The sequence below is a fragment of the Pseudomonas aphyarum genome (genome assembly GCF_028657055.1).
GTDB classification, from domain to species: domain Bacteria; phylum Pseudomonadota; class Gammaproteobacteria; order Pseudomonadales; family Pseudomonadaceae; genus Aquipseudomonas; species Aquipseudomonas aphyarum.
Window position 1 is genome coordinate 15,593 of the sequence record NZ_JAMDGS010000001.1, and the last position, 25,421, is coordinate 41,013.

A 25,421-nucleotide genomic window follows, 5' to 3' on the forward strand; every position below is an offset into this window, starting at 1 on the left:
TGATCGTCTGACAAGGCTCTAATTCAGGGTCTTGAGAAGATCGTTACCGGCTCTGTTTCAGCGGTTATCAGTGGTTTCCAGCTGCCCGTCCCAACCACCGCCCAGCGCCGCGATCAACTGCACACTGGCAATCAAACGGCTCTGCAGGATATTCAGGACAGTGCGTTCATTGCTCAGCGCCGTCGCCTGCACCACCACCACATCGAGATAAGCAATCACGCCGGCCTTGTACTGGTTTTCAGTCAGACGCAACGAATCCCGTGCCGCATCGAGGGCTTCCTGGCGTACGGCCGCTTCGTCCTCGTACACCTTCAACTGCACCAGATAGTTTTCCACTTCGCGGAAACCGTCGAGCACGGTCTGACGGTATTTGGCGACGGTCTGGTCGTACACCGCTTCGGTGCGATCGACTTCGGCCGAGCGGATGCCGCCGTCGAACAGCGGCAAGGTCATTTTCGGCCCCACCGACCAGAAGCGGTTCGGCAGGCTGATCAGGTTCTGCGACGTACTGCTGCTGTAGCCGCCGCTCATGCTCAGGCTGAAGTCCGGGTAGTACGCAGCCTTGGCCACGCCGATGTTGGCGTTGGCAGCGATCACCGAACGCTCGGCCGAGGCGATGTCCGGTCGGCGCTCCAGCAACTGCGACGGCAGGCTCAGCGGGATTTGCGGCAGCTTGGGAATGTCCTGGGTTTCGGCAATGTTGAATTCGGCGGGCAGCTGGCCGGTCAGTACCGCGATGGCGTTTTCGAACTGCGCCCGTTGCCAGATCAGGTCCACCAGATCGCCCTGGGTGGTTTTCAGCTGGGTCTGCGCCTGCGCTACCGCATCACGCCCGGAAACCCCGGCGTTGTACTGGTTCATGGTCATTTTCAGCGAGCGCTCATAGGCCGCCACTGTCGATTCGAGCAGACGTTTCTGCTGATCGATCACCCGCAGCTGCAGGTAGTTCTGCACCAGCTCGGATTGCTGGCTCAAACGCATCGCCGCCAAATCGGCGTAGCTCGCCTGGGCGCTGGCCTCATTGGCTTCCAGGCCACGACGCAATTTGCCCCAGACATCCGCCTCCCAACTCACGCCCAGTTGCGCGTTGTAAGTATCACGAATACCGCTGGAGGAACTGCTCAGGCTCGAACTGCTGCTGCCGGTGCCCTGGCTGGAACGGGTCTTGCCGGCGCTCAGATCAACGCTCGGGTAAAACGCCCCGCGCGCGCTGCGCACCAAGGCCTGGGCCTGACGGTACTGCGCTTCGGACTGGGCGACCGTCTGGTTGGAACTGTTGAGTTTCTCGATCAGCTCGTTGAGCTGACGGTCGCCATACAGCTCCCACCAGGCACCGCGTGCCAGTGAATCGCTCGGGTTGGCCTGACGCCAGCCTTCGGCTTCCTTGTACTGGGCGATTTCGGCGGTCTGCGGGCGCTGGTAGTCCGGGCCGACGGCGCAGGCACTGAGCATCGCCACGCACAGGGACAGGCTCAGCAGACGCGAGCCGCGAGCGGTAGCCAGATTGATAAGCGAACGGTCAGTCATAGCGGAGTTTCCAGAGCAGCATCGGTGCGCACGCCACGCCATTTGTTGAAACGATGGCGCAGCTTGTCGAGATAGAGGTAAACCACAGGCGTGGTGTAAAGGGTCAGCACCTGGCTGAAGACCAGCCCGCCGATGATGGTCAGGCCCAGCGGCTGGCGCATTTCCGCGCCTTCGGCCCGGCTGAGCAGCAACGGCAAGGCGCCGAGGATCGCTGCCAGCGTGGTCATCAGGATCGGCCGCAAGCGTTGCAGACAGGCGCTGCGGATCGACTCCAGCGGCGCCATGCCCTGATGACGCTCCAGTTGCAGCGCCAGGTCGATCATCAGGATCGCGTTCTTCTTCACCACGCCGATCAGCAGGAACAACCCGAGCAGCGAGATCAGGCTGAACTCGCCGCCCAGCACGTAGATCGACAGCAAGGCACCGACCCCGGCCGACGGCAGCGTCGACAGAATTGTCAGCGGGTGAATGTAACTTTCATACAGCACGCCCAGCACCAGATACACCGCCAGCAGCGCGCCAAGGATCATGAACGGCTGGCTCTTCTGGGTGGCGGCGAACGCATCGGCGGTGCCGGCCATTTTCACGATCACGTCTTCCGGCAGGCCAAGTTTGGCAATCGCCCGCTCGATGGCGGCGCTGCCCTGCTCCACTGTCACGCCTTCGGCCATGTCGAAGGAAATGCTCTCGGAGGCGAACTGGCCTTCGTGGCTGACCCGGTCGTCTTCCAGGCTGTTTTCGTAATGAGCGAAGGTCGACAGAGGAATCCGCGCGCCATCGGCGGTGATCACCTGAACCTGCTTGAGCGTCACCGGGTCCTGGGCGTATTTCGGATTGACCTCCATCACCACCTGATATTGGTTGAGGCTGTCGTAGATCGTGGAAATCTGCCGCTGGCTGTAGGCGTTGTTGAGCACCGCCGTGACCATTTCCATGTCCACGCCCAGGCGCTTGGCCTGATCGCGGTCGACGATCAGTGTCACCTGTTGCGCACCCGCGCCTTCGCGGGCGTCGATGGCGGTCAGCTCGGGCAAGGCCCGCAGCGCGGTGACCACTTTCGGGTACCACTCGCGCAAGGCGCCCAGATCACCACTTTGCAGGATGTAGCTGTACTGCGAAGTGGTCTGCTCGCGCCCGCCGCCGAATTGCAGGTCCTGGTCGGCCATCAGCATCAACTGCGCACCGGCCACCTTGGGCATTTCCTTGCGCAGGCGCTCGATGACTTTCTGCGCCGACAGGTTGCGTTCCTTGATCGGCTTCAGGCGTACCAGCATGAACGCGTTGTTGGTGCCGTTGGTGCCACCGATGAACCCGGCCACACTCTCGACCGCTTCGTCCTTGAGCACGGCACGGCGGAAGACTTCCATTTTCGGCTGCATCACGCTGAACGACAGACCGTCGTCACCGCGCACGAAACCGATCAACTGGCCGGTGTCCTGCTGCGGCATGAAGGTTTTCGGCACCACCACATAGAGAGCGACGTTGACCCCGACGGTAATGATCAGGCTCAGTAATGTCAGGCGACGGTGGCGCAACACCCAGTCGAGGCTGGTGGCGTACTTGCCGACCATCCAGTCGTTGGTGCGGCGGCTCCAGCGTTGCAGGCGGTTTTCCTCGCCCGGTATATGAGGTTTGAGCCAGCGGGCGCAGAGCATCGGGGTCAGCGTCAGGGAAACCACCAGCGACACCACGATGGCCGCGGCCAGGGTGATGGAAAACTCGCGGAACAGGCTTTCGATGATCCCGCCCATGAACAGGATCGACAGGAACACCGCCACCAGCGAGACGTTCATCGACAGCAAGGTAAACCCGACTTCCTTGGCCCCGAGGTACGCGGCCTTCATCGGTTTGACGCCTTCGTCGATGTGCCGGGAAATGTTCTCCAGCACCACGATGGCGTCGTCCACCACCAGCCCGGTGGCGAGAATCAGCGCCATCAGCGACAGGTTGTTCAGCGAGAATCCGTAGAGGTACATCACCGCAAAGGTGCCGACCAGCGACACCGGCACCGCCAACGTCGGAATCAGGGACGCGCGGAAATTGCCGAGGAACAGGAACACCACCAGAATCACCAGTGCCACGGCGATCAGCAGGGTCATTTCCGCTTCGTGCAGGGTGGCCTTGATCACCGGTGAGCGATCCATCGCCAGGTTCAGTTTGACGCTGGCCGGCAGCACCGCCTGCAACGCCGGCAACTGCGCCTTGATCTCGTTGACCGTCTCGATGATGTTGGCACCGGCCTGGCGGTTGATTACCAGCAGCACCGCCGCGTCATCGTTGAAGAAACCGCTGTTGTAGCGGTCTTCCACGCCGTCGCTGACCTTGGCCACGTCTTTCAGACGCAGGGCCGCGCCGCCGTTGTAGTGGATGATCAGCGATTCGTAATCCTTGGCTTTCTCCAACTGGTCGTTGGCCTGAATCTGCCACAGACGCTGGTCGTCCTCGACCGAACCCTTGGGCCGGCGCACGTTGGCTTCGGCGATGGTCTTGCGCACATCGTCGAGGGCCACGCCGTACTGGTTCAGCGCCTGGGGTTCGAGCTCGATACGCACCGCTGGCAACGAGCTGCCGCCGATCTGCACTTCGCCGACGCCCTGCACCTGGGACAGGCTCTGGGAAAGAATGGTCGACGCCAGATCGTAGAGCTGCCCCTTTTCCAGTACGTCCGAGGTCAGCGACAGCACCATGATCGGTGCCTGCGACGGGTTGACCTTCTTGTAGGTCGGCATGCTGCGCATCCCGCTCGGCAGCAGATTGCGAGAGGCGTTGATCGCCGCCTGCACTTCCCGCGCCGCGCCGTTGATGTCGCGGTCGAGGTCGAATTGCAGGATGACCCGGGTCGAGCCCTGGCTGGAGCGGCTGCTCATGGTGTTGACGCCGGCGATGGCGCCGAACGAACGCTCCAGCGGCGTGGCCACGGTGGACGCCATGACTTCCGGACTGGCGCCGGGCAGGCTCGCCTGCACCACGATCACCGGGAAATCCATTTGCGGCAGCGGCGACACCGGCAGCAGACCAAAGCTCACGCCGCCCAGCAGCATGATCGCCAGGCTCAGGAGCATGGTCGCCACCGGGCGCTTGATGAAGGGACCGGACAGGTTCATGGCTGTTCCACCGGCTCCACGGCCGAAGGAGCACGGCCCCAGCGCCGGCCGAGACGATCGAAGTACAGGTAGATCACCGGGGTGGTGAACAGCGTCAGCACCTGACTCACCAGCAACCCGCCGACCATCACCAGACCCAGCGGTTGACGCAATTCAGCGCCGGAACCGGTGGCCAGCATCAACGGCACCGCACCAAACAGTGCCGCCAGCGTGGTCATCAGAATCGGCCGGAAACGCAACAGTGCCGCCTGATAGATCGCCTGCTCCGGCGCCATGCCCTGGGTGCGTTCAGCGTCGAGGGCGAAGTCGATCATCATGATCGCGTTCTTCTTCACGATACCGATCAGCAGGATGATGCCGATGATCGCGATCATCCCCAGGTCATTGCCACTGAGCAGCAACGCCAGCAACGCCCCCACCGCCGCCGACGGCAAGGTCGACAGAATGGTGATCGGGTGAATGTAGCTCTCGTAAAGCACGCCCAGCACGATATACATGGTCACCACCGCCGCCAGAATCAGCAGCAAGGTGCTCGACAACGACGCCTGGAACGCTTCGGCTGCGCCCTGGAACTGGGTCTGCACGCCGATCGGCATGCCGATGTCCTTCTGCACCTGCTCGATGATGTCCACCGCATGCCCCAGCGCCACGCCGGGCGCGAGGTTGAACGACATCATCACCGCCGGGAACTGGCCGATGTGGGTGATCGCCAGTTGCGCCTGCCGCTCCTCGACGTGGGCCAGACTCGACAACCGCACCTGCCCGCCATCGGTGGTCTTGACGTGAATCTGATCCAGCGCCTGCGGGCCGATCTTCTCCCCGGCCTGAGCCTGCAGCACCACGCGGTACTGGCTGGCCTGGGTGTATATGGTCGAAATCTGCCGTTGGCCGAACGCGTCGTACAGCGCATCGGTGATGTTCGACACCGACACGCCCAGCCGTGAAGCGGCGTCGCGGTCGATCACCAGGAACACCTGCAAGCCCTTGTCCTGCAAGTCACTGGCAACGTCGGTCAACTCCGGACGCTGGGCCAGGGCCTCGACCAGACGGCCGCTCCACAGGCTGAGCAATTCGGAATCCGGCGACGACATGCTGAACTGGTACTGAGTACGGCTGACGCGGTCTTCGATGGTCAAGTCCTGCACCGGCTGCATGAACAGGCGGATGCCGACAAGCTTGTCCAGTTGCGGTTGCAGGCGGGCAATTACTTCGGTCGCCGTCAGATCACGCTGGCCATGGGGCTTGAGGTTGATCAGCAGCCGACCGCTGTTGAGCGTGGCGTTGTCACCGTCGACACCGATGTAGGACGACAGGCTTTCCACCGCCGGATCTTCCAGAATCACCTTGGCCAGCGCCTGCTGACGCTCGCCCATGGCGGCGAAGGAAATCGACTGCGGCGCTTCGGAAATGCCCTGGATCACCCCGGTGTCCTGCACCGGGAAGAAGCCCTTGGGCACCACCATATAAAGGAACACGGTCAGGGCCAGGGTGCCGATGGCCACCAGCAGGGTCAGCGGCTGGTGCTTGAGCACCCACTGCAACTTGCGCCCGTAAGCGGCGATCATCCAGTCGATGAACGCACCGCTGGCGCGGTAGAAACGGCCCTGTTCGTGCGGCTCCGGCTCACGTTTGAGCAGACGCGCGCACATCATCGGCGTCAGGGTCAGCGAGACCACCAGGGAAATCAGGATCGCCACCGCCAGGGTGATGGCGAATTCGCGGAACAACCGCCCCACGACGTCGGCCATGAACAGCAGCGGAATCAGTACCGCGATCAGCGACAGGGTCAGGGAAATCAGGGTGAAACCGATCTGTTTCGCGCCCTTGAGCGCCGCCTGCATCGGGCTGTCGCCCTCCTCGATGAAACGCGCGATGTTTTCCAGCATCACGATCGCGTCATCGACCACGAAACCGGTGGCGATGGTCAGGGCCATCAAGGTCAGGTTGTTGACCGAAAACCCGGCGAGGTACATCACGCCGAATGTACCGATCAGCGACAGCGGCACGGCCACCGACGGAATGATCGTGGCACTGGCGCGCCGCAGGAACAGGAACGTCACCATCACCACCAGCGCGATGGCGATCAGCAGTTCATGTTGCACGTCGGTGACGGAAGCACGGATGGTCTGGGTGCGGTCGGTCAGCACGACCACGTCGAGACCGGCCGGCAGGTTGTCGGTGATGCTCGGCAGCAGCGCCTTGATCCGGTCGACCACTTCGATCACGTTGGCGCCCGGCTGACGCTGAATGTTCAGCAGAACAGCCTGATTCTGGTTGGCCCACGCCGCCAGACGCTCGTTCTCGGCGCCGTCCACGATCTGCGCGACATCCTTGAGCCGCAGCGGCGCGCCATTGGCGTAGGCCAGGATCAGGTTGGCGTAATCCTTGGGCGAGGTCAGCTGGTCGTTGGCGTCGAGCATCGACACCCGGGTCGGGCCGTCGAAGTTGCCCTTGGGCTGGTTGACGTTGGACGCACTGATCAGCGTGCGCACGTCCGAAAGGTTCAGGCCGTTGGCCGCGAGCGCCTCGGGGTTGACCTTGATCCGCACCGCCTGACGCTGGCCGCCGGCAATGCTGACCATGCCGACACCGCTGATCTGAGCGATCTTCTGCGCCATGCGCGTATCGACCAGATCATTGAGTTTGGGCAACAGCATGGTTTTCGAGGTGATGGCCAGGGTCAGCACCGGGGTGTCCGCCGGGTTGACCTTGTTGTAGACCGGCGGCGCCGGCAAGTCGGTCGGCAACAGGTTGGTCGCGGCGTTGATCGCGGCCTGCACCTGCTGTTCGGCGACGTCCATGTTGATGTCGAGGCTGAAACGCAGGGTCAGCACCGACGCGCCGCCGGAACTGGTCGAAGCCATTTGCGTCAGGCCCGGCATCTGCCCGAACTGGCGCTCAAGCGGCGCGGTGACGGCACTGGTCATCACGTCGGGACTTGCGCCCGGATACAGGGTCATGACCCGGATGGTCGGATAGTCGACTTGCGGCAGGGCCGAAACCGGCAGCAGGCGATAGGCGATCAGACCGGCCAGCACGATGGCCAGCATGCTCAACGTGGTGGCGACCGGGCGGAGGATGAACAGACGCGAAATGTTCATGCGCCCTTCTTGGCCTTGTCAGTGACGGTGGCGCCAGGCGCGGTGGCGGCGGACTTGCCTTGCAGGTGTTCGGTCGGGGTGGTCGGTACATCCTTGCTGTCGTTGACCACTTCCACTTCGCTGCCTTCCTTCAGACGATCGGTGCCTTCCAGCACCACCCGATCGCCAGCGGCCAGGCCTTCGGTGATCACGGTGTTTTCGCCGTCGCTGGCGCCAATCTTCAACTGGCGGATGGTGACTTTCTTGTCGCCGTCCAGCGCGTAGACAAAGGTGCCGTTGGTGCCGAACTGGATCGCGGCCGACGGAGCCAGTACCACACCTTTCAGGGTGTCAGCCAGCAAGTGAACGTTGACGAACTGGTTGGGGAACAGCGACTGATCGCGGTTCTCGTAGCGCGCCTTGAATTTCAGGGTACCGGTAGTCACGTCGATCTGGTTGTCGAGGCTTTGCAGTACACCGGTGGCTTGCAGCTTGGTGTCGCCACGATCCCAGGCTTCGGCGGGCAGTTTAGCGCCGCTGCGGTAGCGGGCGAGCACGGTTTCCAGGCTGTTTTCCGGCAGGGTGAAGGCCACGCTGATCGGTTGGGTCTGAGTGATGACCGCGAGGAACGTGGTGTCGTTGGCCGCCACGAGGTTGCCGACGTCGAGCTGACGCAGGCCGACGCGACCGGCAATCGGTGCGCGGATCTTGGTGAATTCGAGATTGAGCTTGGCGTCGTTGACCGCCGCCTGATTGGTTTTTACGGTGCCGAGGTACTGGCCGACCAGTGCTTCAGCGGTGTCCAGTGTCTGCTTGGCGATGCTGTCTTCTTTGTAAAGACCGCGATAACGCTCGACATCGACCTGGGCGTTCTTCAACTGTGCCTGGTTCTGCAGCAAGGTGCCTTCAGCCTGGAGCAAGGCGTTCTGGTACGAGCGCGGGTCGATCTCCGCCAGCAGGTCGCCGGCCTTGACCATTTGCCCTTCCTCGAAATAAATCTTCACCAGCTCGCCACCGACCCGGCTGCGCACATTGATGGTGTTGAGCGCCGTCACCGTGCCCAGGGCCTTGTAGTACAGCGGGAAATCCCCGGTAACCGCCGGCGCCACGCGTACCGGAATCGGCCCACCCGCCCCGCCAAAGCCCGGACGCATCATCCCCGAACGGCCGGTGTGACCGGCCTGCGCCTTCTCGCCGCCCTCCTTGTGGGTCGAACCGGCGGGCCAGAATTTCCAGCACAGACCGGCAATGACCAGCAGGACAAGCAGGCTCAACAGCCAGCGACGGGAGTTACGGGAGGAGGATTGCATGGAGTGATTAACCATTGGGCGCGTGGGCTTCTTTTACGGGAGGCTGAACGATAAGCACTGGTGGGGATTTAGCAAAGCGGCTTTACCGGCAATTTACCTTCCACTTACGTTTCAAGGTGTGAGGCAAAACACTGATACACAAATGAAAACGGCCTGGACAGAGCCAGGCCGTTAACAATTGTAAAAGCGCTTACTTGAGAACGGACAGCGCCGCTTCGTAGTTAGGCTCTTCTGCAATTTCCTTGACCAGTTCGCTGTGCAGGACGTTGTCGTTTTCGTCCAGAACAACCACCGCACGGGCGGTCAGGCCTTTCAGCGGGCCGTCAGCGATGGCCACACCGTAGTTCTCGATAAACTCGGCGCCGCGCAGGGTCGACAGGTTTTGTACGTTTTCCAGGCCTTCGGCGCCGCAGAAGCGAGCCTGGGCGAACGGCAGGTCAGCCGAGATGCACAGCACAACAGTGTTGCTGATGTCGTTGGCCTGAGCGTTGAACTTGCGCACGGAGGTGGCGCAGGTCGGAGTGTCGACGCTTGGGAAGATGTTCAGCACTTTGCGCTTGCCGGCGAAGTCTTTCAGGGTGACGTCGGACAGATTGCCGGCTACCAGGGAAAAGGCTGGCGCCTTGGAACCGGCTTGTGGCAGTTGGCCGTTGACTTGAACCGGGTTGCCTTTGAGCGTGACTTGAGCCATGAACGGAGTCCTTCTTAACGTTGTTGGGAAAGCATGCAAGAGGCGGAAGTTAACCACGAAATTGTCCGACGACCTATGCCTGAACCGAAATTGTCATGTGCCGCCCCGCAAGATTGGATACAACCTTGAGCGTCAACCCAGCAAATGCAGCATGTTGCGATGCCGGGCCTCGAAGATCCGCCGCATGTAACCGTTCACCAGCAAGCCTTCACTGAACGCCCCGCCAACGGCCGAATACGTCACGCGGTCGGTGTAGAGCGTACCGCCCTCGCCCGCCGCCACCCGGTGTTCATGACGAAAGGCCCGCAACGGCCCCTTGAGCATTTCATCGACAAAATGCGTGTCGCTGACCTCTCGGATCGTCACCGTCCAGTTCGAAGGAATCAGATTGAACATCCAGTGCCGGAAGCGGAATTGCCGCCCGGCTTCGATTCGCAGATTGCTCAGATCGATATTCCCCAATGGCGTAATGCGCTCGGGAAAGATTTTCGGGAAGTTAACCCCTTCCAGGCAGAAGTCGAGCACCTCGTTCGGGGTTCGGCCGGGGATCAGCGTGGTGAGTTCCAGGGTGGGCATGGCGGACACATTCCGAATGAAGGTGATGCTTGTTAAAACGCGAGTCTGCATCTTTTCTTTAACGACCTGTCGATTCAGACCCCGGCCGTTCGACTAAGCCATGAATCCCTCACCTATCTGCGGAGAAACACCATGCGCTTCATGATCATTGTCAAAGCCAGCCACGACTCCGAAGCCGGCGTGATGCCCAGCGAGCAATTGCTGACCGACATGGGCAACTACAACGAACAACTGGCCAAGGCCGGCATTCTGGTGTCCGCCGACGGCCTGCACCCCAGCAGCAAAGGCGCCCGTGTGCGCTTCAGCGGTGAAAACCGCAGCGTGATCGACGGCCCGTTCGCCGAGACCAAAGAGCTGATCGCCGGTTACTGGATCTGGGACGTGAAGTCGAAAGAGGAAGCCATCGAATGGGTCAAGCGCTGCCCGAATCCCATGCCGGGCACTGAATCGGAAATCGAGATTCGCCAGGTGTTCAGCCCGGAAGATTTCGGCGCCGAGTTCACCCCGGAACTGCGTGAACAGGAAGAACGCATACGCGAACAGGCCAAAAAACACTGAGTTACGAAAATTTGCGCAGGATCACTTTCGTGCACAAAACAACGTGATCCTGCGCACAAAACCAAAGAATTAACCCCTTAGACTGGCTAACCCCCGATTAACTGCTAGCGTCAACAGACATGTCCTACAGGCTTGATAAGAAAGGGATTACGTCGTAACGGCCTAGAGAGTGCCGAGTCGTCCACTGAGCCACCAGGGAACCGGGGAATCATGTCCAAGCACAACAGGATCAACGTCTTGTGGTCGGCGAGCGTGCTGACGTCGGTCTTCAGCGGCCGTTCGAAAACGCTGATCAAAGCCGCCGGTTACGGCGTGATGAGCATGTTCGTCAGTTGCGGCGTCGGTGCTCAGGATTTCACCGCCAGCCCCGAAGAAGCCCGGGCCATTGCCAAGGAAGCCTATCTGTATGGCTTTCCGGTGGTGGAGATGTACAAGACCCTCTACACCCAGGCCATCGACACCAAGAGCCCGAACTACAAGGCGCCGCTGAACAGGATCGGCAACACCGCCAAGGCCTTCACCGCGAAAGACACCGCGTTCGTCACGCCGAACGCCGATACGCCCTATTCATTCGTCTGGATGGATCTGCGGGCCGAACCACTGATTCTCACCCTGCCGCCTATCGAAGAGCACCGTTATTACTCGGTGCAACTGATCGACGCCTACACGCAGAACTTCGCTTACCTGGGCACTCGCAGCACCGGCAACAACGGTGGTCACTTCATGATTGCCGGGCCGGACTGGCAGGGTCAGCAACCGCTCAACATCGACCGGTTGCTGCGCAGCGAAAGCAACCTCACCTACGCGCTATACCGCACGCAGCTGTTCGACGACAAGGACCTGGCCAAGGTCAAACAGATCCAGAAAGGCTACAAGGTCGAGACCCTGAGCCACTACGTGAAGCAGAAAGCTCCGCCGCCGGCACCGAAGGTCAACTGGCCGAAACCGACGCCGACCATGAGCGAAACCCCGGATCTGTTTCGCTACCTGAACTTCATGCTGGCCTTCACCCCGCCGCAGGATGTCGAGAAAGACCTGCTCGGCCGCTTTGCCAAAATCGGCATTGGCGCCGGAAAGCCGTTTGACCCGAAGACACTCAGCCCCGAACACCGTAAGGCACTCGAGGATGGCATTGCTGACGCAAAAGCCGAGTTCGCCACCTTCAAGAAAGACAAGGTCGAGACCCATGAAGTCAGCAGCGGCGACTTCTTCGGCACCCGCGATCACCTCAAGGGCAATTACCTGTACCGCTACGCCGGGGCCAATATGGGGATCTTCGGAAACTCCGCCGAAGAAGCGGATTACATCGGCTATTTCGTCGACAAGGACGGCCAGCCGGCAGATGCCTCGAAACACGACTACACCCTGCATTTCGCCAAGGGCACCCTGCCCCCGGCCGACGCGTTCTGGTCGCTGACGATGTACGACGGCCAGAGCAAATTGCTGGTGGCCAACCCGCTGAACCGTTACCTGATCAACTCGCGAATGCTGCCGGACCTCAAGCTCGACGCCGACGGCGGCCTGACCCTCTACGTACAGCACAAGAATCCGGGCAAGGACAAACAGGCCAACTGGCTGCCCGCGCCGAATGGGCCGTTCTACGGCGTGTTGCGCCTGTATCTGCCGAAACCGGAAGTGGCCAGCGGCGAATGGAAAATGCCGCTGCTGACGCCATCCGACTCAAAACAATAAACGGAGTGCTTCATGGTCAAGCCTTGTGTTGTCCGCCCGTTGCTGGCGCTGTGCATGATCGGCAGTCCGCTCGTGTACGCGGCTGAAGGTGGTGTCGGTCGGCCGATCACCGGCCAGCAGGTTTTCTCCAACGCAGGTGTGATTCCACCAGCGCCGGGCTGGGTGATGTCCGTGACCAGCATCTGGTACGACGGCGAGATCAAGGGCAGTGGCGGCGCGCCGATTTCCGGTGAGGTCAGCGCCGGGATCAAGATGAAAGTCTCCTACACCATGGCCAACCTCACCCACGTCTGGGACACCGGCAAAGGCCAATGGAATTATGCCTCGGCCATTGGCGTGCCTGTCCAGTACACCGACATCGATGCCGCCGTCACCGGCCCGCGCGGGCGCACCCTCGGTACCAGCGACTCCGGCACCCAGTTTGCCGATGCGCTGATCACGCCGATTGCCGCCGGCTACCACTTCGACGAGCTCAACCACATCGCGTTTTCGCTGCCGATCTACGTGCCGACCGGCGCCTATAACGATGATCGTCTGGCCAACGCCGGGCAGAACAACTACACGTTCATGCCCACCGTGGCGTTCTCGCATCTGGACGGCAAGGGCGGCGAATTCACCCTCTCCGGCAACCTGCAGTTCTACACCGAGAACAAGGCCACCGATTACCGCACCGGCGACATCTTCACCCTTGAAGCCTTGTGGACCCACGGTTTCGGCAACGGCTGGAACGCCGGGCTGGTCGCCGGTTACGTCCAGCAGATCAGCGACGACAAGGGCGACACCGCCGACACCCTCAACGGCTTTCGCGGGCGCTCGGTGGGCGCCGGCCCGACCGTCGGCTGGAGTGGCAAGTTCGCCGATGCACAGGCCAGCGTCAGCGCGCGCTGGGTGCCGGAGTTCGACACCAAGAACCGGCCTGAAGGCAACGGCGTCGCCGTCAACCTGACTCTGGCGTTTTTCTAGACCGCGGCCGGCCTCCTTTATAGCCGGCCATTCGATCCTCACGTGTCGAGAAGGGAAGCTACATGACTGCACTGACCGACCTCAACGCCCTGCAAGCCAGCATCGCCGAAGCGGTGCTCGGCCAGGATCAGGTGATCCGGCAGATCCTGCTCGGCCTGCTGGCCAACGGGCACCTGCTGCTGGAAAGCCTGCCGGGGCTGGCCAAGACCCGCACGGTCAAGGCGCTGGCCAAACACCTTGACGCGAAGATGAGCCGCATCCAGTTCACCCCCGACCTGCTGCCCTCGGACATCACCGGCGCCGAGGTGCTGCATCAGGTCGAGGGCAGGAACGAGATTCGCTTCCAGCCCGGCCCGCTGTTCGGCAATTTGATTCTGGCCGACGAGATCAACCGTGCGCCGGCCAAGGTGCAGGCGGCGCTGCTCGAAGCCATGGAAGAACGGCAGATCACCGTGGCCGGCAACAGCCATGCGCTGCCGGAGCTGTTCATTGTGGTCGCCACTCAGAACCCGATCGAACAGGAAGGCACCTACCCGCTGCCCGAAGCGCAGATGGACCGGTTCCTGATGAAAGTCTTGCTGGATTACCCCAGTGCCGACAACGAAAGCCAGGTGCTGCGACTGTTGCGCGCCGAGGAGTTCGCCCAGGGCGCCAACACCGCGCCGACCCAGGGTTTTGAGCTGGCGCAGGACGTGATCTTCGCCGCGCGCAAGGAGGTCAGCGCGGTACACGTTTCCCCCGCCATCGACCGCTACCTGATCGACCTGATCAACGCCACCCGTCATCCGGCGGATTACGACGAAGACCTTGCCCGCTGGATCGCCATCGGCGCCAGCCCGCGCGGCGGCATTGGCCTGGATCGCTGCGCCCGCGCCGATGCGTGGTTGCAAGGCCAGGATTTCGTTTCGCCGGACAACGTTCGCGCCGTGGTGCACCCGGTGCTGCGCCATCGCCTGCAACTGAGCTACGACGCGGTGGCCGATGGCGTCAGTGCCGATCAGGTGCTGGACCGGATCCTCGACAAAGTCGCCATTCCGGCCTGAGGTCTGCCATGGAAACCGCCGACGGGCTGGTTTATGTCTCTCTCGCGCAATTGATGGCGCTGGAGTTCAAGGCCCGTGACCTGAGTTTTCTCGCCCGCCAGCCACAGGGCAGCATCCTTGCCGGCAATCACGCTTCGCGCCTGCGCGGCCGGGGTTTGAACTTCGATGAGTTGCGCCGTTATCAACCCGGTGACGACCTGCGCCACCTCGACTGGCGCGCCTCGCTGCGCACCGGCAAACCGGTGGTGCGCACCTTCACCGAAGAGCGCGACCGCCCGGCGCTGATCGTGGTCGACCAGCGCATGTCGATGTTCTTCGGCTCACAACGCAGCTTCAAATCCGCCGTCGCCGCCGAACTTGGCGCGCTGGCGGCGTGGATGGTGTTCCATGCCGGCGACCGGGTCGGCGGGCTGGTGTTCAACGATCAACGCATCGACAGCATCGCGCCGCTGCGCAGCCGCAAACGGGTCGAAGCGCTGCTGAGCCGCATCGCCCAACAGAATCAGGCGCTGAACGCCGGCAACCCGGACGCCGAAGACGAGGATCAGCTGGACAAGGCCTTGCAGCGTTGCCTCGCGGTGGCCGGGCATGACCATCTGATCTGCATCGTCAGTGATTTCGCCGGGGCCGGCGAGCGCACCTTGCAGTTGATGCGGCAACTGGCGGCGCACAACGACGTGATCGCCCTGCAAGTTTACGACCCTATGGCGCTCAAATTGCCGAGCGACGGCCGGCTGTTGGTGACCCAGGGCCAGTTGCAAGTGGAACTGGCGGTCGAGAAACGCAGCGTGCACCAGCCATTGGGGGATTTCCTCGGGGGTCGGCTCAAGGACGTCGCCACCCTGCTGCGCCGTAGTCAGGTGCCTTTGATGATGTTCAGCACCGCCGAAGAAGCGCATCAGCAATTACGTGCCGAGCTTGGTAAATCCACGGGTTCGAGGCGATGAGTCCGAACGTTCCGGACATCGGACAGCTCAAGGAGCTGGGCCTGCCTGCGCCGGTAAGCTACGCACCGCAGACCTGGGGCTGGTGGGTGTTGCTGGCGGTGCTGGTGCTGGCCGCGGTGCTGATCGGTGTGCGACGTTATCGGCAATGGCGACGGGACCAATATCGGCGTGAAGCGCTGGTGCGGTTGGCGCAATTGCGCGAGCGCAGCGATGACTTGAATGCCTTGCGCGAATTGCCGGAACTGCTCAAGCGTGTGGCCCTCTCGATGCCCACCCACAAATCTACCCGCTGGAATGCGAACCCTGTGGGAGCTGGCTTGCCAGCGATGGGGCCATCACATCCAACATCTTTATTGACTGACAGGACGCCATCGCTGGCAAGCCAGCTCCCACAGGGTCCAGCGGCGTTGGGACGGGAGGATTGGCAAGCTTTCTTGCAGCGGCACTGCAAAAAGCCGCTGCCGGCGGATTTGAGCGAACAACTCGCGCAACTCGCCTACGCCCCGGACGACGCGTTGCGCGCCCTGCCCGCGCCGCAGCGCCTGGCGTTGTTCGATACCTGCCAACATTGGGTGGAGCGTCATCATGTGGCAGCTTGATTACCCCTGGCTGTTGCTCCTGCTGCCGCTGCCCTGGCTGGCCTTCCGTTACCTGCCCGCCTATCAGGAAGCGCGCAGCGCCGTGCGTGTGCCGTTCTTCGGCGCCATGAGCCGCGCCGTCGGCGAAACCCCGGCCAGTACCGGCACCCGCAGCAATCACTGGCAACTGTGGCTGAATGTGCTGGTGTGGTCCCTGTTGCTGGTCGCCGCCGCGCGCCCGGTGTTCGTCGAAAAACCCATCGAACGCCAACAACCGGTGCGCGACCTGATGCTCGCCATCGACCTCTCGCAGTCGATGGAGACCGAGGATTTCACTAACGCCGCCGGCCAGAAAATCAATCGCCTGGCCGCCGTCAAAGAGGTCGTGCAAGGCTTCATCAACAAGCGCAAGGACGATCGCCTCGGCCTGATCGTGTTCGGCAGCGGTGCTTATCCGCAGTCGCCGCTAACCCTCGATCACGCCAGCCTGTCCCTGTTGCTGGAGGACACCGGCATCGGCATGGCCGGCCCCAACACCGCCATCGGCGATGCCATCGGTCTCAGCCTGAAGCTGCTGGACAAGGCCCATGAACAGGAAAAAGTCCTGATCCTGCTCACCGACGGCAACGACACCAGCAGCGCCATCACCCCCGACCATGCCGCCGACATGGCTGCCGCCAAAGGCGTGGTGATTCATACCATCGGCATTGGCGACCCCAGCGCCTCCGGCGAGGCCAAGGTCAATCTGCAGAGCCTGCAACAGATCGCCCAGGCCACCGGCGGCCAGTTCTTCCGCGCCGAAGACCGCACCGCGCTGGATCAGGTCTACAGCACCCTCGACCGGCTCACACCGCATCAAGTGAAGACCCTCAGCCATCAACCCCAGCGCGAATTGTTTTACTGGCCGCTGGGCGCGGCGCTGGTGTTGCTGACCCTGTATCACCTCGGCGCGCTGCTGCGCCCAAGGCTGGCGGTTGCACGTCAGCGGCAGGAGGCCTGAGATGGAGATCAATCTTGGTGACTTCCATTTCTTGCGTCCGCTGTGGTTGCTGCTCGCGCTGTTCGCGGCACTGCTGCCGTTGATCTGGCGACGCAGCCGCGACTTGCAGCGGCGCCTGCGCGGCAACATCGCCGAGCATCTGCTGCCGCACCTGCTGGTCACCCCGCAGGATCATCAGCGCCTGCGCCCGGTGCATTTACTCAGTGCGTTGCTGGTGCTGGGCGCCGTGGCGGCGGCCGGGCCGACCTGGGAGCAGGATCGGCCAGACTTTCTGGAGAATCGTGCGCCGCTGATCGTGGCGGTCGACCTGTCGCCGTCGATGGACGCCAGCGATGTTCCGCCGACCCGCCTCGACGCCGCCAAACACACACTGCACGACCTGATCCAGCGCCGCGCCGGTGCGCGCACCGCGTTGATCGCCTACGCCGGCAGCGCGCATCTGGTGCTGCCGGCAACCGATGACCCGGCGTTGCTCGACAGCTTCATTCAGGCACTGGGCACCGGGCTGATCGACAAACCGGGCAAGAACGTCGGCGCCGTGATCGATCAGGCCAAACGTCTGCTGAATGCCGAGAAAACCCCGGGCAGCCTGCTGTTGATCACTGACGGCGCCGACACCGCGCAGCTCGATGGACTGGGCAAACAGTTGCAGGGCACCGGGTTGCAAGTGCTGGTGCTCGCGGTGGGCAATCAGGACGGCGGGCTGATTCAGGATGCGAGCGGCCAGCCGCGCACCGACAGCAACGGTCGCCCCGTACTGGGCAGCTTCGACCCGGCGGCGATCAAGCAACTGGCCTCGGCTCTCGATGCGCCGCTGGGCAGTCTGACCCTGACGAACGACGATCTGGACTGGGTCGAACTGCACGCGCAACAACACTTTCAGAGCGCCAGCGCCGAACAGCAGGAATTGCACTGGAAGGACGCCGGCTACTGGCTGTGCTGGCCGTTGTTGCTGTTGGCCTTGTTCAGCGTGCGCAGGGGCTGGAGCGTGAACTGGATGCCGGCGCTGGCCCTCGCCGTGGCCCTCGCCGTGGGCCTCGGCTGGCCGTCAGCGCCGGCGCAGGCCAATGCCCTGACCGACGCGTTCTTCACCCGCGATCAGCAAGGGCGCTGGGCCTTCGAGCATGAGCATTTCCCGCAAGCGGCGGCGCTGTTTGTCGATCCGTACTGGAAAGGCGTCGCGGCCTATCACGCCGCCGACTTTGATCTGGCGCTGGCGACCTTCGCCCGGCTCGACACGCCACAAGCGTACTTCTATCTGGGCAACATCTATGTGCGCCGCTTCAAGTTCGATCAAGCCATCGCGGCCTATCAGCATGCATTGAAGCTGCAACCACAATTCCCCGAAGCCACGGCCAACCTGGCGCTGGCCATCGCCCTGCAAAAAGACACTGAAAGCGCCGAACAGAACGCCCCCGAAACCAAACCGGACGAGGTCAAGTTCGACAAGACACCGGGCAAGGGCCAGAGCAAAGCCGTGACCACCGAACAGGCGACGTCGGATGCGCTGTGGCTGCAGAACCTCACCACCTCACCGGCAAAATTCCTCAGGCAGAAATTCAGCCTGCAGGATCAGGCGGGGGCCAGACCATGAACCGGATGCTGTTGATTCTGTGCCTGATGAGCGCCCAGGCAATCGCAGCCGAACCGCAACTGCGTGTACAGGCCCACCTGCAACCCGCCGACGGCATCAAGGTCGGCGGTCTGGTGGAGCTGCAACTCGATGTCCTCACCGACACCTGGTTCACCAGCGCCGCCACCCTGCCCGACCTGAAACTCGACGGCGCGCTGGTGATGCCACCGGACGGTCAGGCCCAGCATCTGAACCAGACCATCGACGGCCAGGCCTTCAGCGGCCTGCGCTACAGCTACCTGATCACGCCCAATGCCGCCCGAACCTTCGACATTCCGGCGCTCACCGTAAGCGCCGCACCCGGCCAGGCCACCGCTGAAATCAGCGCCCGCAGCCAGCCGCTGCAATTCAGCGCCGCCCTGCCACCCGGCTTCAACCCCGGAGAAACCCCGCTGGTAGCCACCGGGCTGCGCTTCAGCCAAACCGTTACCCGTTCGGCCACGCCGCTGAAGGTCGGCGACAGCCTCACCCGCCAGTTGACCCTGCAAGCCGACGGCGCGCTGGCCATGGCCCTGCCGATTCCTGCGCTGAGCGAAGTCAAAGGCCTGAGCCGCTATGTGAAGACGCCGCAAGTCAGCAGCCTCGATGACGGGCGCGGCGATATTCTCGGCGGTCAGCGCATCGACAGCGTCAGCTATCGCGTCGACACCGCCGGGGCCTACAGCCTGCCGGCCATCGACGTGAAATGGTGGGATTCGCGCACGCAACAGATCCGCACGGCGCAAGTCCCGGCAGTCAGCTTCGAGGCCAGCGCCAGCAGTACCTACAAACCGGTGTTCTCGATCACCGAGGATTTGCGCCGGCTCGGCCAGAACCAACGCCTGCACCTGTCGACCCAGGGATTCATCTGGCTCGCCGTACTCATCGCATTGGGCGTGCTCGGTTATCTGGGCCGGCCTGCGCTCAGCCGTGCGCGCCGTCAATGGCAGCAGCGCCAGCTCGCGCGGCAAATGGCCCGCCAGCAATCGGCCGACTTTGCGTGGCAACAGGTCGCCGGGCAACTGGCCGGGCAACCGCCGCAACTGACGGCCCTGTACCTGTGGCTGCGCCGTTGCGGACTGGGCCTGAAACTGACCCACGCCGGGCCGCGCCTGCAAGGACTGTTGCGCAGCCTTTACGGGCGCGATCCGGCCGCTGGGCAGGCACTGGGTCAACTGCGTCAATCGTTGTCTACGCTTCACAGTCAGGCCGAACAGCAGCAGGCCCACCCGGCCCCGGCCCTGCGCCCGCTCAACCCCGTTCACGAGAAGGATTTCCCATGACGAACCCGATGCTGCACCGCCAACGTTTCGGCCTGGCCCTGTTGTTCGGCCTCGCAATGCCGCTGCTGGCGCAGGCCAGCGAGCCGCTGCCGTCGTGGAACGACAGCCCGGCGAAAAAGCACATCATCGAGTTCGTCGAGGCGGTCACCGATCAGTCCGGCAAGGACTTCGTCAAACCCGCCGAACGCATCGCGGTGTTCGACAACGACGGCACGTTGTGGAGCGAGCAACCGGCGTATTTCGAGTTGCTGTTCGCCTTCGACGAGGTCAAACGCACCGCCGCGCAACACCCGGAATGGAAGACCACACAGCCGTTCAAAGCGGTGATCGAAAACGATCACAAGGCGCTGGCCGCCGCCGGCATGGACGGCATCCTGAAGATCTTCGCCGCCACCCACACCGGCATGACCACCGAGGCTTTCGATGACTACGCCAAGACCTGGCTGACCCAGGCCCGTCATCCGAAAACCGGCAAACCGTACACCGAGATGATCTTCCAGCCGATGCTGGAGATGCTCGACTACCTGCGCAGCCAGGACTTCAAGACCTACATCGTTTCCGGCGGCGACACCGGCTTCATGCGCGCCTTCGCCGAGAAGGTCTACGGCATCCCGCCGGAACAGGTGATCGGCACCACCTTCGTGACCGCGTTCGAATACAAGGACGGCAAGGCCTCGATCGTGCGCACCGCCAAACTGGCGCACAACGACGACGGCCCGGGCAAACCGGTGAGCATCGATTCGGTGATCGGTCGTCGGCCGATCCTCGCCTTCGGCAATTCCGACGGCGACCTGCAGATGCTCCAGTGGACCGCCGCCGGTCCCGGCAAACGTTTCATGGGCCTGGTGCATCACACCGACGCAAAACGCGAATGGGCCTACGACCGCCAATCCGATATCGGGCGCCTGGACAAGGCCCTCGACGAAGCGAATTCCCGAGGCTGGACCGTGGTGGACATGGCGAGCGACTGGCGCCGGATCTACCCGTTCGATCCGCCCGTAACCGAGCAAGTGAAGTAACAGGAAATACGTTTGTCGTGCACCCCACCCCCGCGCTAAAGGAGCAAGTCATATGACTCGCATACGCAAGTGGATACCCAGGCTCGCCCTGGTGGCGACTTCAGTCATGGCCCTGTCGGCAACTGCCTCAGCGGCCGATAAACCCAACATTCTGGTGATCTTCGGCGACGATATCGGCCAGACCAACATCAGTGCCTACTCGATGGGCGTGGTCGGCTACAAGACGCCGAACATCGACCGGATCGCCAAGGAAGGCATGATGTTCACCGACTACTATGCGGAGAACAGTTGCACCGCAGGGCGGTCCACCTTCATTACCGGCCAGACAGCGCTGCGCACCGGCCTGTCCAAGGTCGGGATGCCGGGCGTACCCGTCGGCTTGCAGGCGCGTGACGTCACCATCGCCCAGGCACTGAAGGCCCACGGTTATGCAACCGGCCAGTTCGGCAAAAACCACCTCGGCGACAAAGACGAATACCTGCCCACCAACCATGGCTTCGACGAATTCTTCGGCAATCTCTATCACCTGAACGCCGAAGAGGAGCCGGAACGCCCTTACTGGCCCAAGGATGATGCCGAGTTCGTCAAGGCCGCGTCTCCTCGTGGCGTGATCCACAGCTTTGCCGACGGCAAGATCGAAGACACCGGCGCCTTGAACAAAAAGCGCATGGAAACCATCGACGATGAAACCACCGCCGCCGCGCAGGCATTCATCGAGAAACAGGCCAAGGCCGACAAACCGTTCTTCGTCTGGATGAACACCACCCGCATGCACGCCTTCACGCATGTGCGTGAGTCCATGCAGGGCCAGAGCGGCATGCCCGGCAACGAGTATGCAGACGGCATGCTCGAACACGACGGCGATGTGGGCAAACTGCTCAAGACCCTCGATGACCTGAAAATCACCGACAACACGATCGTGGTCTACACCACCGACAACGGCCCGAACCAGTGGTCCTGGCCGGATGCGGCCACCACGCCGTTCCGCAACGAGAAAAACTCCAACTGGGAAGGCGCCTATCGGGTGCCGGCAATGATCCGTTGGCCAGGCAAGGTCAAGGCCGGTGAAGTGTCGACGCAGATGTTCTCCGGTCTGGACTGGTTCCCGACCTTGCTCGCGGCCGTGGGCGATCTTGACATCAAGGATCGCCTGCTCAAAGGCGCGGACGTCGGCGGGAAGAACTTCAAGGTGCATCTGGACGGTTTCAACCAGCTGGACTACCTGACCGGCAAGACCGACAAGAGCGCGCGTAACGAGTTCTACTACTTCAACGATGACGGTGAACTGGTGAGCATGCGTTACAACGACTGGAAGTTCGTCTTCTGCGAACAGCGTGCACCGGGCGGCTTCAAGGTCTGGAGCGAACCGTTCACGTGCCTGCGCGTACCGAAGATTTTCAATCTGCGCATGGACCCGTACGAACGCGCCGACGTGGTCTCCGACCAATACTTCGACTGGCTGGCGAAAAACGACTACCTGATCTTCCAGGGTATAAGCCGTTCCGCCAAATTCCTGCAAACCTTCGTCGATTACCCGCCAAGCCAGCGTCCGGCGAGCTTCAGCATCGACCAGGTCCGCGAGGAAGTGGACAAGAAAATTGCCGAGAAAATGAAAGCAGCCAAGTAAACCTGCGTGACCGCCGCTCGCCTGCGTTGGCGAGCGGCACTGTTTTCGGCTTGTGACCGAGGTGGTCTTATCGCTGGCAAGCCAGCTCCCACAGGGTTTTCAGTCGTACACAACATTAGTGTTCACTAGAGATCCCTGTGGGAGCGGGCTTGCCCGCGATGACGCCCGCACAGTCGCAGCCACTCTTGAACCGGAACAAGGCCATCTGCATGTCCTCACGTGTCGCCAGCAAATCCCCGGCCCACCCCGTCCCGCACACCGCCACCGCGGCGTTGCTGATCCCCGCCCTGCTCTTGTGCATCTCCGGCGCTGCGGCGCTGGTTTACCAGGTGCTGTGGATCAAGCAGCTGTCGCTGGTGGTCGGGGTCGAGGTCTATGCGATCACCACCGGGATCAGCGCCTTCTTTGCCGGGCTCGCACTGGGCGGCTGGTGGTTCGGGCGCTGGGCGGATCGGCTGAAGCAGCCGGCGTTGCTGTATGCCGGGCTGGAAGTGCTGGTGGCGGTGCTGGGCGTCGGCGCGACCTTTGCCATGAGCGTGGCGGCCAGCCCGTTTGCCTGGTTGCAGAATCATGTCGGACTGTTCGCTTGGCTGTTGCCGTTCCTTCTGGTGGGCGCTCCGGCGGTGTTGATGGGCGGCACGTTGCCGGTGCTGGTGCGTTCGCTGGCGGCCAGTCCGGGCGAGGCCGGCGGTCAGTTGTACGCCGCGAACACTCTGGGCGCGATCGCCGGCACGTTGCTCGCGGCGTTCCTGCTGATCGCCACCCTCGGCGTGCGCGGCAGTGCGCTGGCCGCCGCGATGCTCAACCTGCTGGCCGCCGCCGGAGCGCTGGGCTGGCAGCGCCTGCGTCCGATGCCGGTCGAGGCGCCGGTCAAACACCAGACCGAAAAAGCGCCGGATCGCACGGCCCTGTGGCTGTATTCCATCGCCGGCGGCGTGGCCCTCGGCTACGAAGTGGTGTGGTCGCAGTCGATCGTGCAATTCATGAGTACCCGCACCTACGCGTTCGCCGTGGTGCTCGCGACGTATCTGGCCGGGCTGTTTCTGGGCAGCGCCCTGCTCGCCCGGCGGGTTGAACGGATTCGCGATCCGTGGGGCGTGTTCGGCCTGCTGATCGCTGGTGCAGGACTGATTGCCCTGCTGGAAATCGCCGTGCTCGGCCGCTGGCTGGTGATCGCCCAGAGCCAGGCGGAAATCTGGCTGCTGACCCAGGGCGCCAGTGAACTGGCCGGCATGAGCGCGCGTTTCGCCGTGGCGGCGCTGGCCATTGTGTTTGTCCCGACTCTGCTGCTGGGCGCGGCCTTTCCGCTGGCCCTGCGTTTGAGCGTCGGGCAGGAGCGCATCGGTCGCGATGTCGGCGCGGTGGTGGCGTTCAACACCCTGGGCGGGATTGTCGGGGTGATGCTGTGCGGTTTCGTGCTGATCCCGCTGCTGGGGCTGGTGCGCACGCTGGGCCTGTTGGCGATCATCGCCGCCGGCATCGGCTGGTTCGCCGTGCGCAAAGGCCATGGCGTGAAGAAAGGCCGGCGTCAGGCGGTGGTCGCGCTCGGGCTGTTGTCGGTTGCGCTGGCGGTGCTGACGCCCGTGAACAAACTCGCCAGCCTGCTGCCCGGCGCGCGCAACGGTACGCTCGCTTTCTATGAGGAAGGACGCGGCGGCACGGTGGCGGTGGTCAGCCAGGGCACAGGCCGCAACGCCTTCCAGCGTTTGTACATTCAAGGCGTGTCGAACACCGGCGATGCCATGCCGTCGCTGCGCTACATGCGCATTCAGGCGCTGCTGCCGCTGTTGATCCACAACGGCGAACCGCGTTCGGCGCTGGTGATCGGTTTCGGCACCGGCATCACCGCCGGCGCGCTGCTGCGTTATCCGGGGCTGGAAAATCGCGTGGTCGCCGAACTGCTGCCGGCGGTGGTCAAGGCGGCGCCGCTGTTCAAGGGCAACTTTAACGCCGCCAGTGACCCCGGCGTCGATGTGCGTCTGCGCGACGGTCGTCAGGAACTGCTGCGCAGTCCGCAGACTTACGACCTGATCACCCTCGAACCACCACCGCCCTCCGCCGCCGGCGTGGTCAATCTGTATTCCCGCGACTTCTACCAACTGGCCGCCAGCCGCCTGGAAAAACAGGGTCTGGTCGCACAATGGCTGCCGCTGCCGACCCAGAATATCGACGACTCGCGCTCGCTGGTTCGCAGCTTCCTCGACGTGTTCCCGTACGCGACGCTGTGGACCAGCGAGTTCCACGAAATGCTGCTGGTGGGTTCACTGACGCCCATCGAACTGGACGCCGGGAAAATCACCCAGCGCCTGCAACAGGACAGCGTACGCGGCGCCTTGCAGGACGTCGGCATCGGCTCGGCGGCGGCGCTGCTGTCGACCTGGGTCACCGACCGCGCCGGGCTGGAACGCTTCGCCGCCGATGCACCGGCAGTGACCGACGACCAGCCGCGCATCGAGTACGCGCCGTGGGTTCGCACCAAGGAAATCACCCGGGTGCTGCCCGCCCTGCTGGACCTGTACGTCGCGCCGCCGCTGGTGAATGCCGACGCCGGGTTCGACGAACGCATGCAAGCCCACCGCCAGCGCCTGATGCAGTTCTATCGCGCCAGCCTGCATGCCTACGACGGTGACCGCGATGCCTGGGGACGGGACATCCGCGAGGTGATGCGCGGGGATGGCGGCAATCCGTATTTCCGCTGGTTCGTCGGCGACTGAGCGAGACACGAGGACTTTTCGACGCGAAACAGGTAGGGTGCGCAACATCAGAATGCCACCACCGGATCGCGTCGCAGTTTTTATGGAGTTGTCATCG

Annotated in this window: 18 protein-coding genes; 12 read left to right on the forward strand and 6 right to left on the reverse strand. The window is 62.9% G+C overall.

Annotated features, from left to right (window positions below; all coding sequences use genetic code 11):
- Positions 1–57: 57 nt before the first annotated feature.
- From M5G18_RS00055 to M5G18_RS00080, 6 genes are all read right to left on the reverse strand, one after another.
- Positions 58–1,527, reverse strand: coding sequence for an efflux transporter outer membrane subunit (locus tag M5G18_RS00055; protein ID WP_273898623.1), 1,470 nt, complete (start codon positions 1,525–1,527; stop codon positions 58–60).
- On the reverse strand, positions 1,524–4,631 hold the full coding sequence (locus M5G18_RS00060; RefSeq protein WP_273898622.1) for an efflux RND transporter permease subunit: 3,108 nt from the start codon (positions 4,629–4,631) through the stop codon (positions 1,524–1,526). The genes M5G18_RS00055 and M5G18_RS00060 overlap by 4 nt, the downstream gene beginning before the upstream one ends.
- On the reverse strand, positions 4,628–7,732 hold the full coding sequence (locus M5G18_RS00065) for an MdtB/MuxB family multidrug efflux RND transporter permease subunit (protein ID WP_085604098.1): 3,105 nt from the start codon (positions 7,730–7,732) through the stop codon (positions 4,628–4,630). The genes M5G18_RS00060 and M5G18_RS00065 overlap by 4 nt, the downstream gene beginning before the upstream one ends.
- Positions 7,729–9,036, reverse strand: coding sequence for an MdtA/MuxA family multidrug efflux RND transporter periplasmic adaptor subunit (locus M5G18_RS00070; protein WP_273898620.1), 1,308 nt, complete (start codon positions 9,034–9,036; stop codon positions 7,729–7,731). The genes M5G18_RS00065 and M5G18_RS00070 overlap by 4 nt, the downstream gene beginning before the upstream one ends.
- A gap of 175 nt (positions 9,037–9,211) precedes the next feature.
- Positions 9,212–9,712 carry a thiol peroxidase gene (gene tpx, locus M5G18_RS00075; protein ID WP_007955056.1) on the reverse strand — a complete coding sequence of 167 codons (501 nt, stop codon included), beginning with the start codon at positions 9,710–9,712 and terminating at the stop codon, positions 9,212–9,214.
- Positions 9,713–9,844: 132 nt separating this feature from the next.
- Complete coding sequence (locus tag M5G18_RS00080; RefSeq protein WP_273898617.1) at positions 9,845–10,288, reverse strand: SRPBCC family protein; 444 nt, start codon at positions 10,286–10,288, stop codon at positions 9,845–9,847.
- A 132-nt stretch (positions 10,289–10,420) separates the two neighbouring features.
- On the opposite strand from M5G18_RS00080, the gene M5G18_RS00085 reads away from it, so the two are divergent.
- The 12 genes from M5G18_RS00085 to M5G18_RS00140 all read left to right on the forward strand — a co-directional run bounded on the left by M5G18_RS00085 (position 10,421) and on the right by M5G18_RS00140 (position 25,324).
- Complete coding sequence (locus tag M5G18_RS00085) at positions 10,421–10,846, forward strand: YciI family protein (protein WP_085604104.1); 426 nt, start codon at positions 10,421–10,423, stop codon at positions 10,844–10,846.
- Between the two features lie 315 nt (positions 10,847–11,161).
- The gene (locus M5G18_RS00090; protein WP_273898629.1) at positions 11,162–12,538 is read left to right on the forward strand and encodes a DUF1254 domain-containing protein; all 1,377 of its coding nucleotides are present in this window, start codon (positions 11,162–11,164) and stop codon (positions 12,536–12,538) included.
- Between the two features lie 12 nt (positions 12,539–12,550).
- Positions 12,551–13,501 carry a SphA family protein gene (locus M5G18_RS00095; RefSeq protein ID WP_007955060.1) on the forward strand — a complete coding sequence of 317 codons (951 nt, stop codon included), beginning with the start codon at positions 12,551–12,553 and terminating at the stop codon, positions 13,499–13,501.
- Positions 13,502–13,563: 62 nt separating this feature from the next.
- Positions 13,564–14,544 (forward strand): AAA family ATPase, encoded by a 981-nt coding sequence (locus tag M5G18_RS00100; RefSeq protein ID WP_273898615.1) that lies wholly within the window; start codon positions 13,564–13,566, stop codon positions 14,542–14,544.
- An 8-nt stretch (positions 14,545–14,552) separates the two neighbouring features.
- On the forward strand, positions 14,553–15,491 hold the full coding sequence (locus M5G18_RS00105) for a DUF58 domain-containing protein (protein WP_273898612.1): 939 nt from the start codon (positions 14,553–14,555) through the stop codon (positions 15,489–15,491).
- A complete protein-coding gene (locus M5G18_RS00110) occupies positions 15,488–16,090 on the forward strand; it encodes a DUF4381 domain-containing protein (RefSeq protein WP_273898610.1) in 603 nt (200 codons plus the stop codon). Before M5G18_RS00105 ends, M5G18_RS00110 begins: the two co-directional genes overlap by 4 nt.
- Positions 16,077–17,069: a vWA domain-containing protein gene (locus tag M5G18_RS00115; RefSeq protein WP_273898609.1), complete on the forward strand. Its 993-nt coding sequence runs from the start codon at positions 16,077–16,079 to the stop codon at positions 17,067–17,069. The genes M5G18_RS00110 and M5G18_RS00115 overlap by 14 nt, the downstream gene beginning before the upstream one ends.
- Before the next feature lies 1 nt (position 17,070).
- Complete coding sequence (locus M5G18_RS00120) at positions 17,071–18,663, forward strand: VWA domain-containing protein (RefSeq protein WP_273898608.1); 1,593 nt, start codon at positions 17,071–17,073, stop codon at positions 18,661–18,663.
- The gene (locus M5G18_RS00125) at positions 18,660–19,964 is read left to right on the forward strand and encodes a hypothetical protein (protein WP_273898607.1); all 1,305 of its coding nucleotides are present in this window, start codon (positions 18,660–18,662) and stop codon (positions 19,962–19,964) included. The genes M5G18_RS00120 and M5G18_RS00125 overlap by 4 nt, the downstream gene beginning before the upstream one ends.
- On the forward strand, positions 19,961–20,983 hold the full coding sequence (locus M5G18_RS00130) for an HAD family hydrolase (RefSeq protein ID WP_273898606.1): 1,023 nt from the start codon (positions 19,961–19,963) through the stop codon (positions 20,981–20,983). Before M5G18_RS00125 ends, M5G18_RS00130 begins: the two co-directional genes overlap by 4 nt.
- A gap of 52 nt (positions 20,984–21,035) precedes the next feature.
- A complete protein-coding gene (locus tag M5G18_RS00135; RefSeq protein WP_273898604.1) occupies positions 21,036–22,610 on the forward strand; it encodes an arylsulfatase in 1,575 nt (524 codons plus the stop codon).
- A 209-nt stretch (positions 22,611–22,819) separates the two neighbouring features.
- Positions 22,820–25,324, forward strand: coding sequence for a fused MFS/spermidine synthase (locus tag M5G18_RS00140; protein WP_273898603.1), 2,505 nt, complete (start codon positions 22,820–22,822; stop codon positions 25,322–25,324).
- The last annotated feature ends 97 nt before the right edge of the window (positions 25,325–25,421 follow it).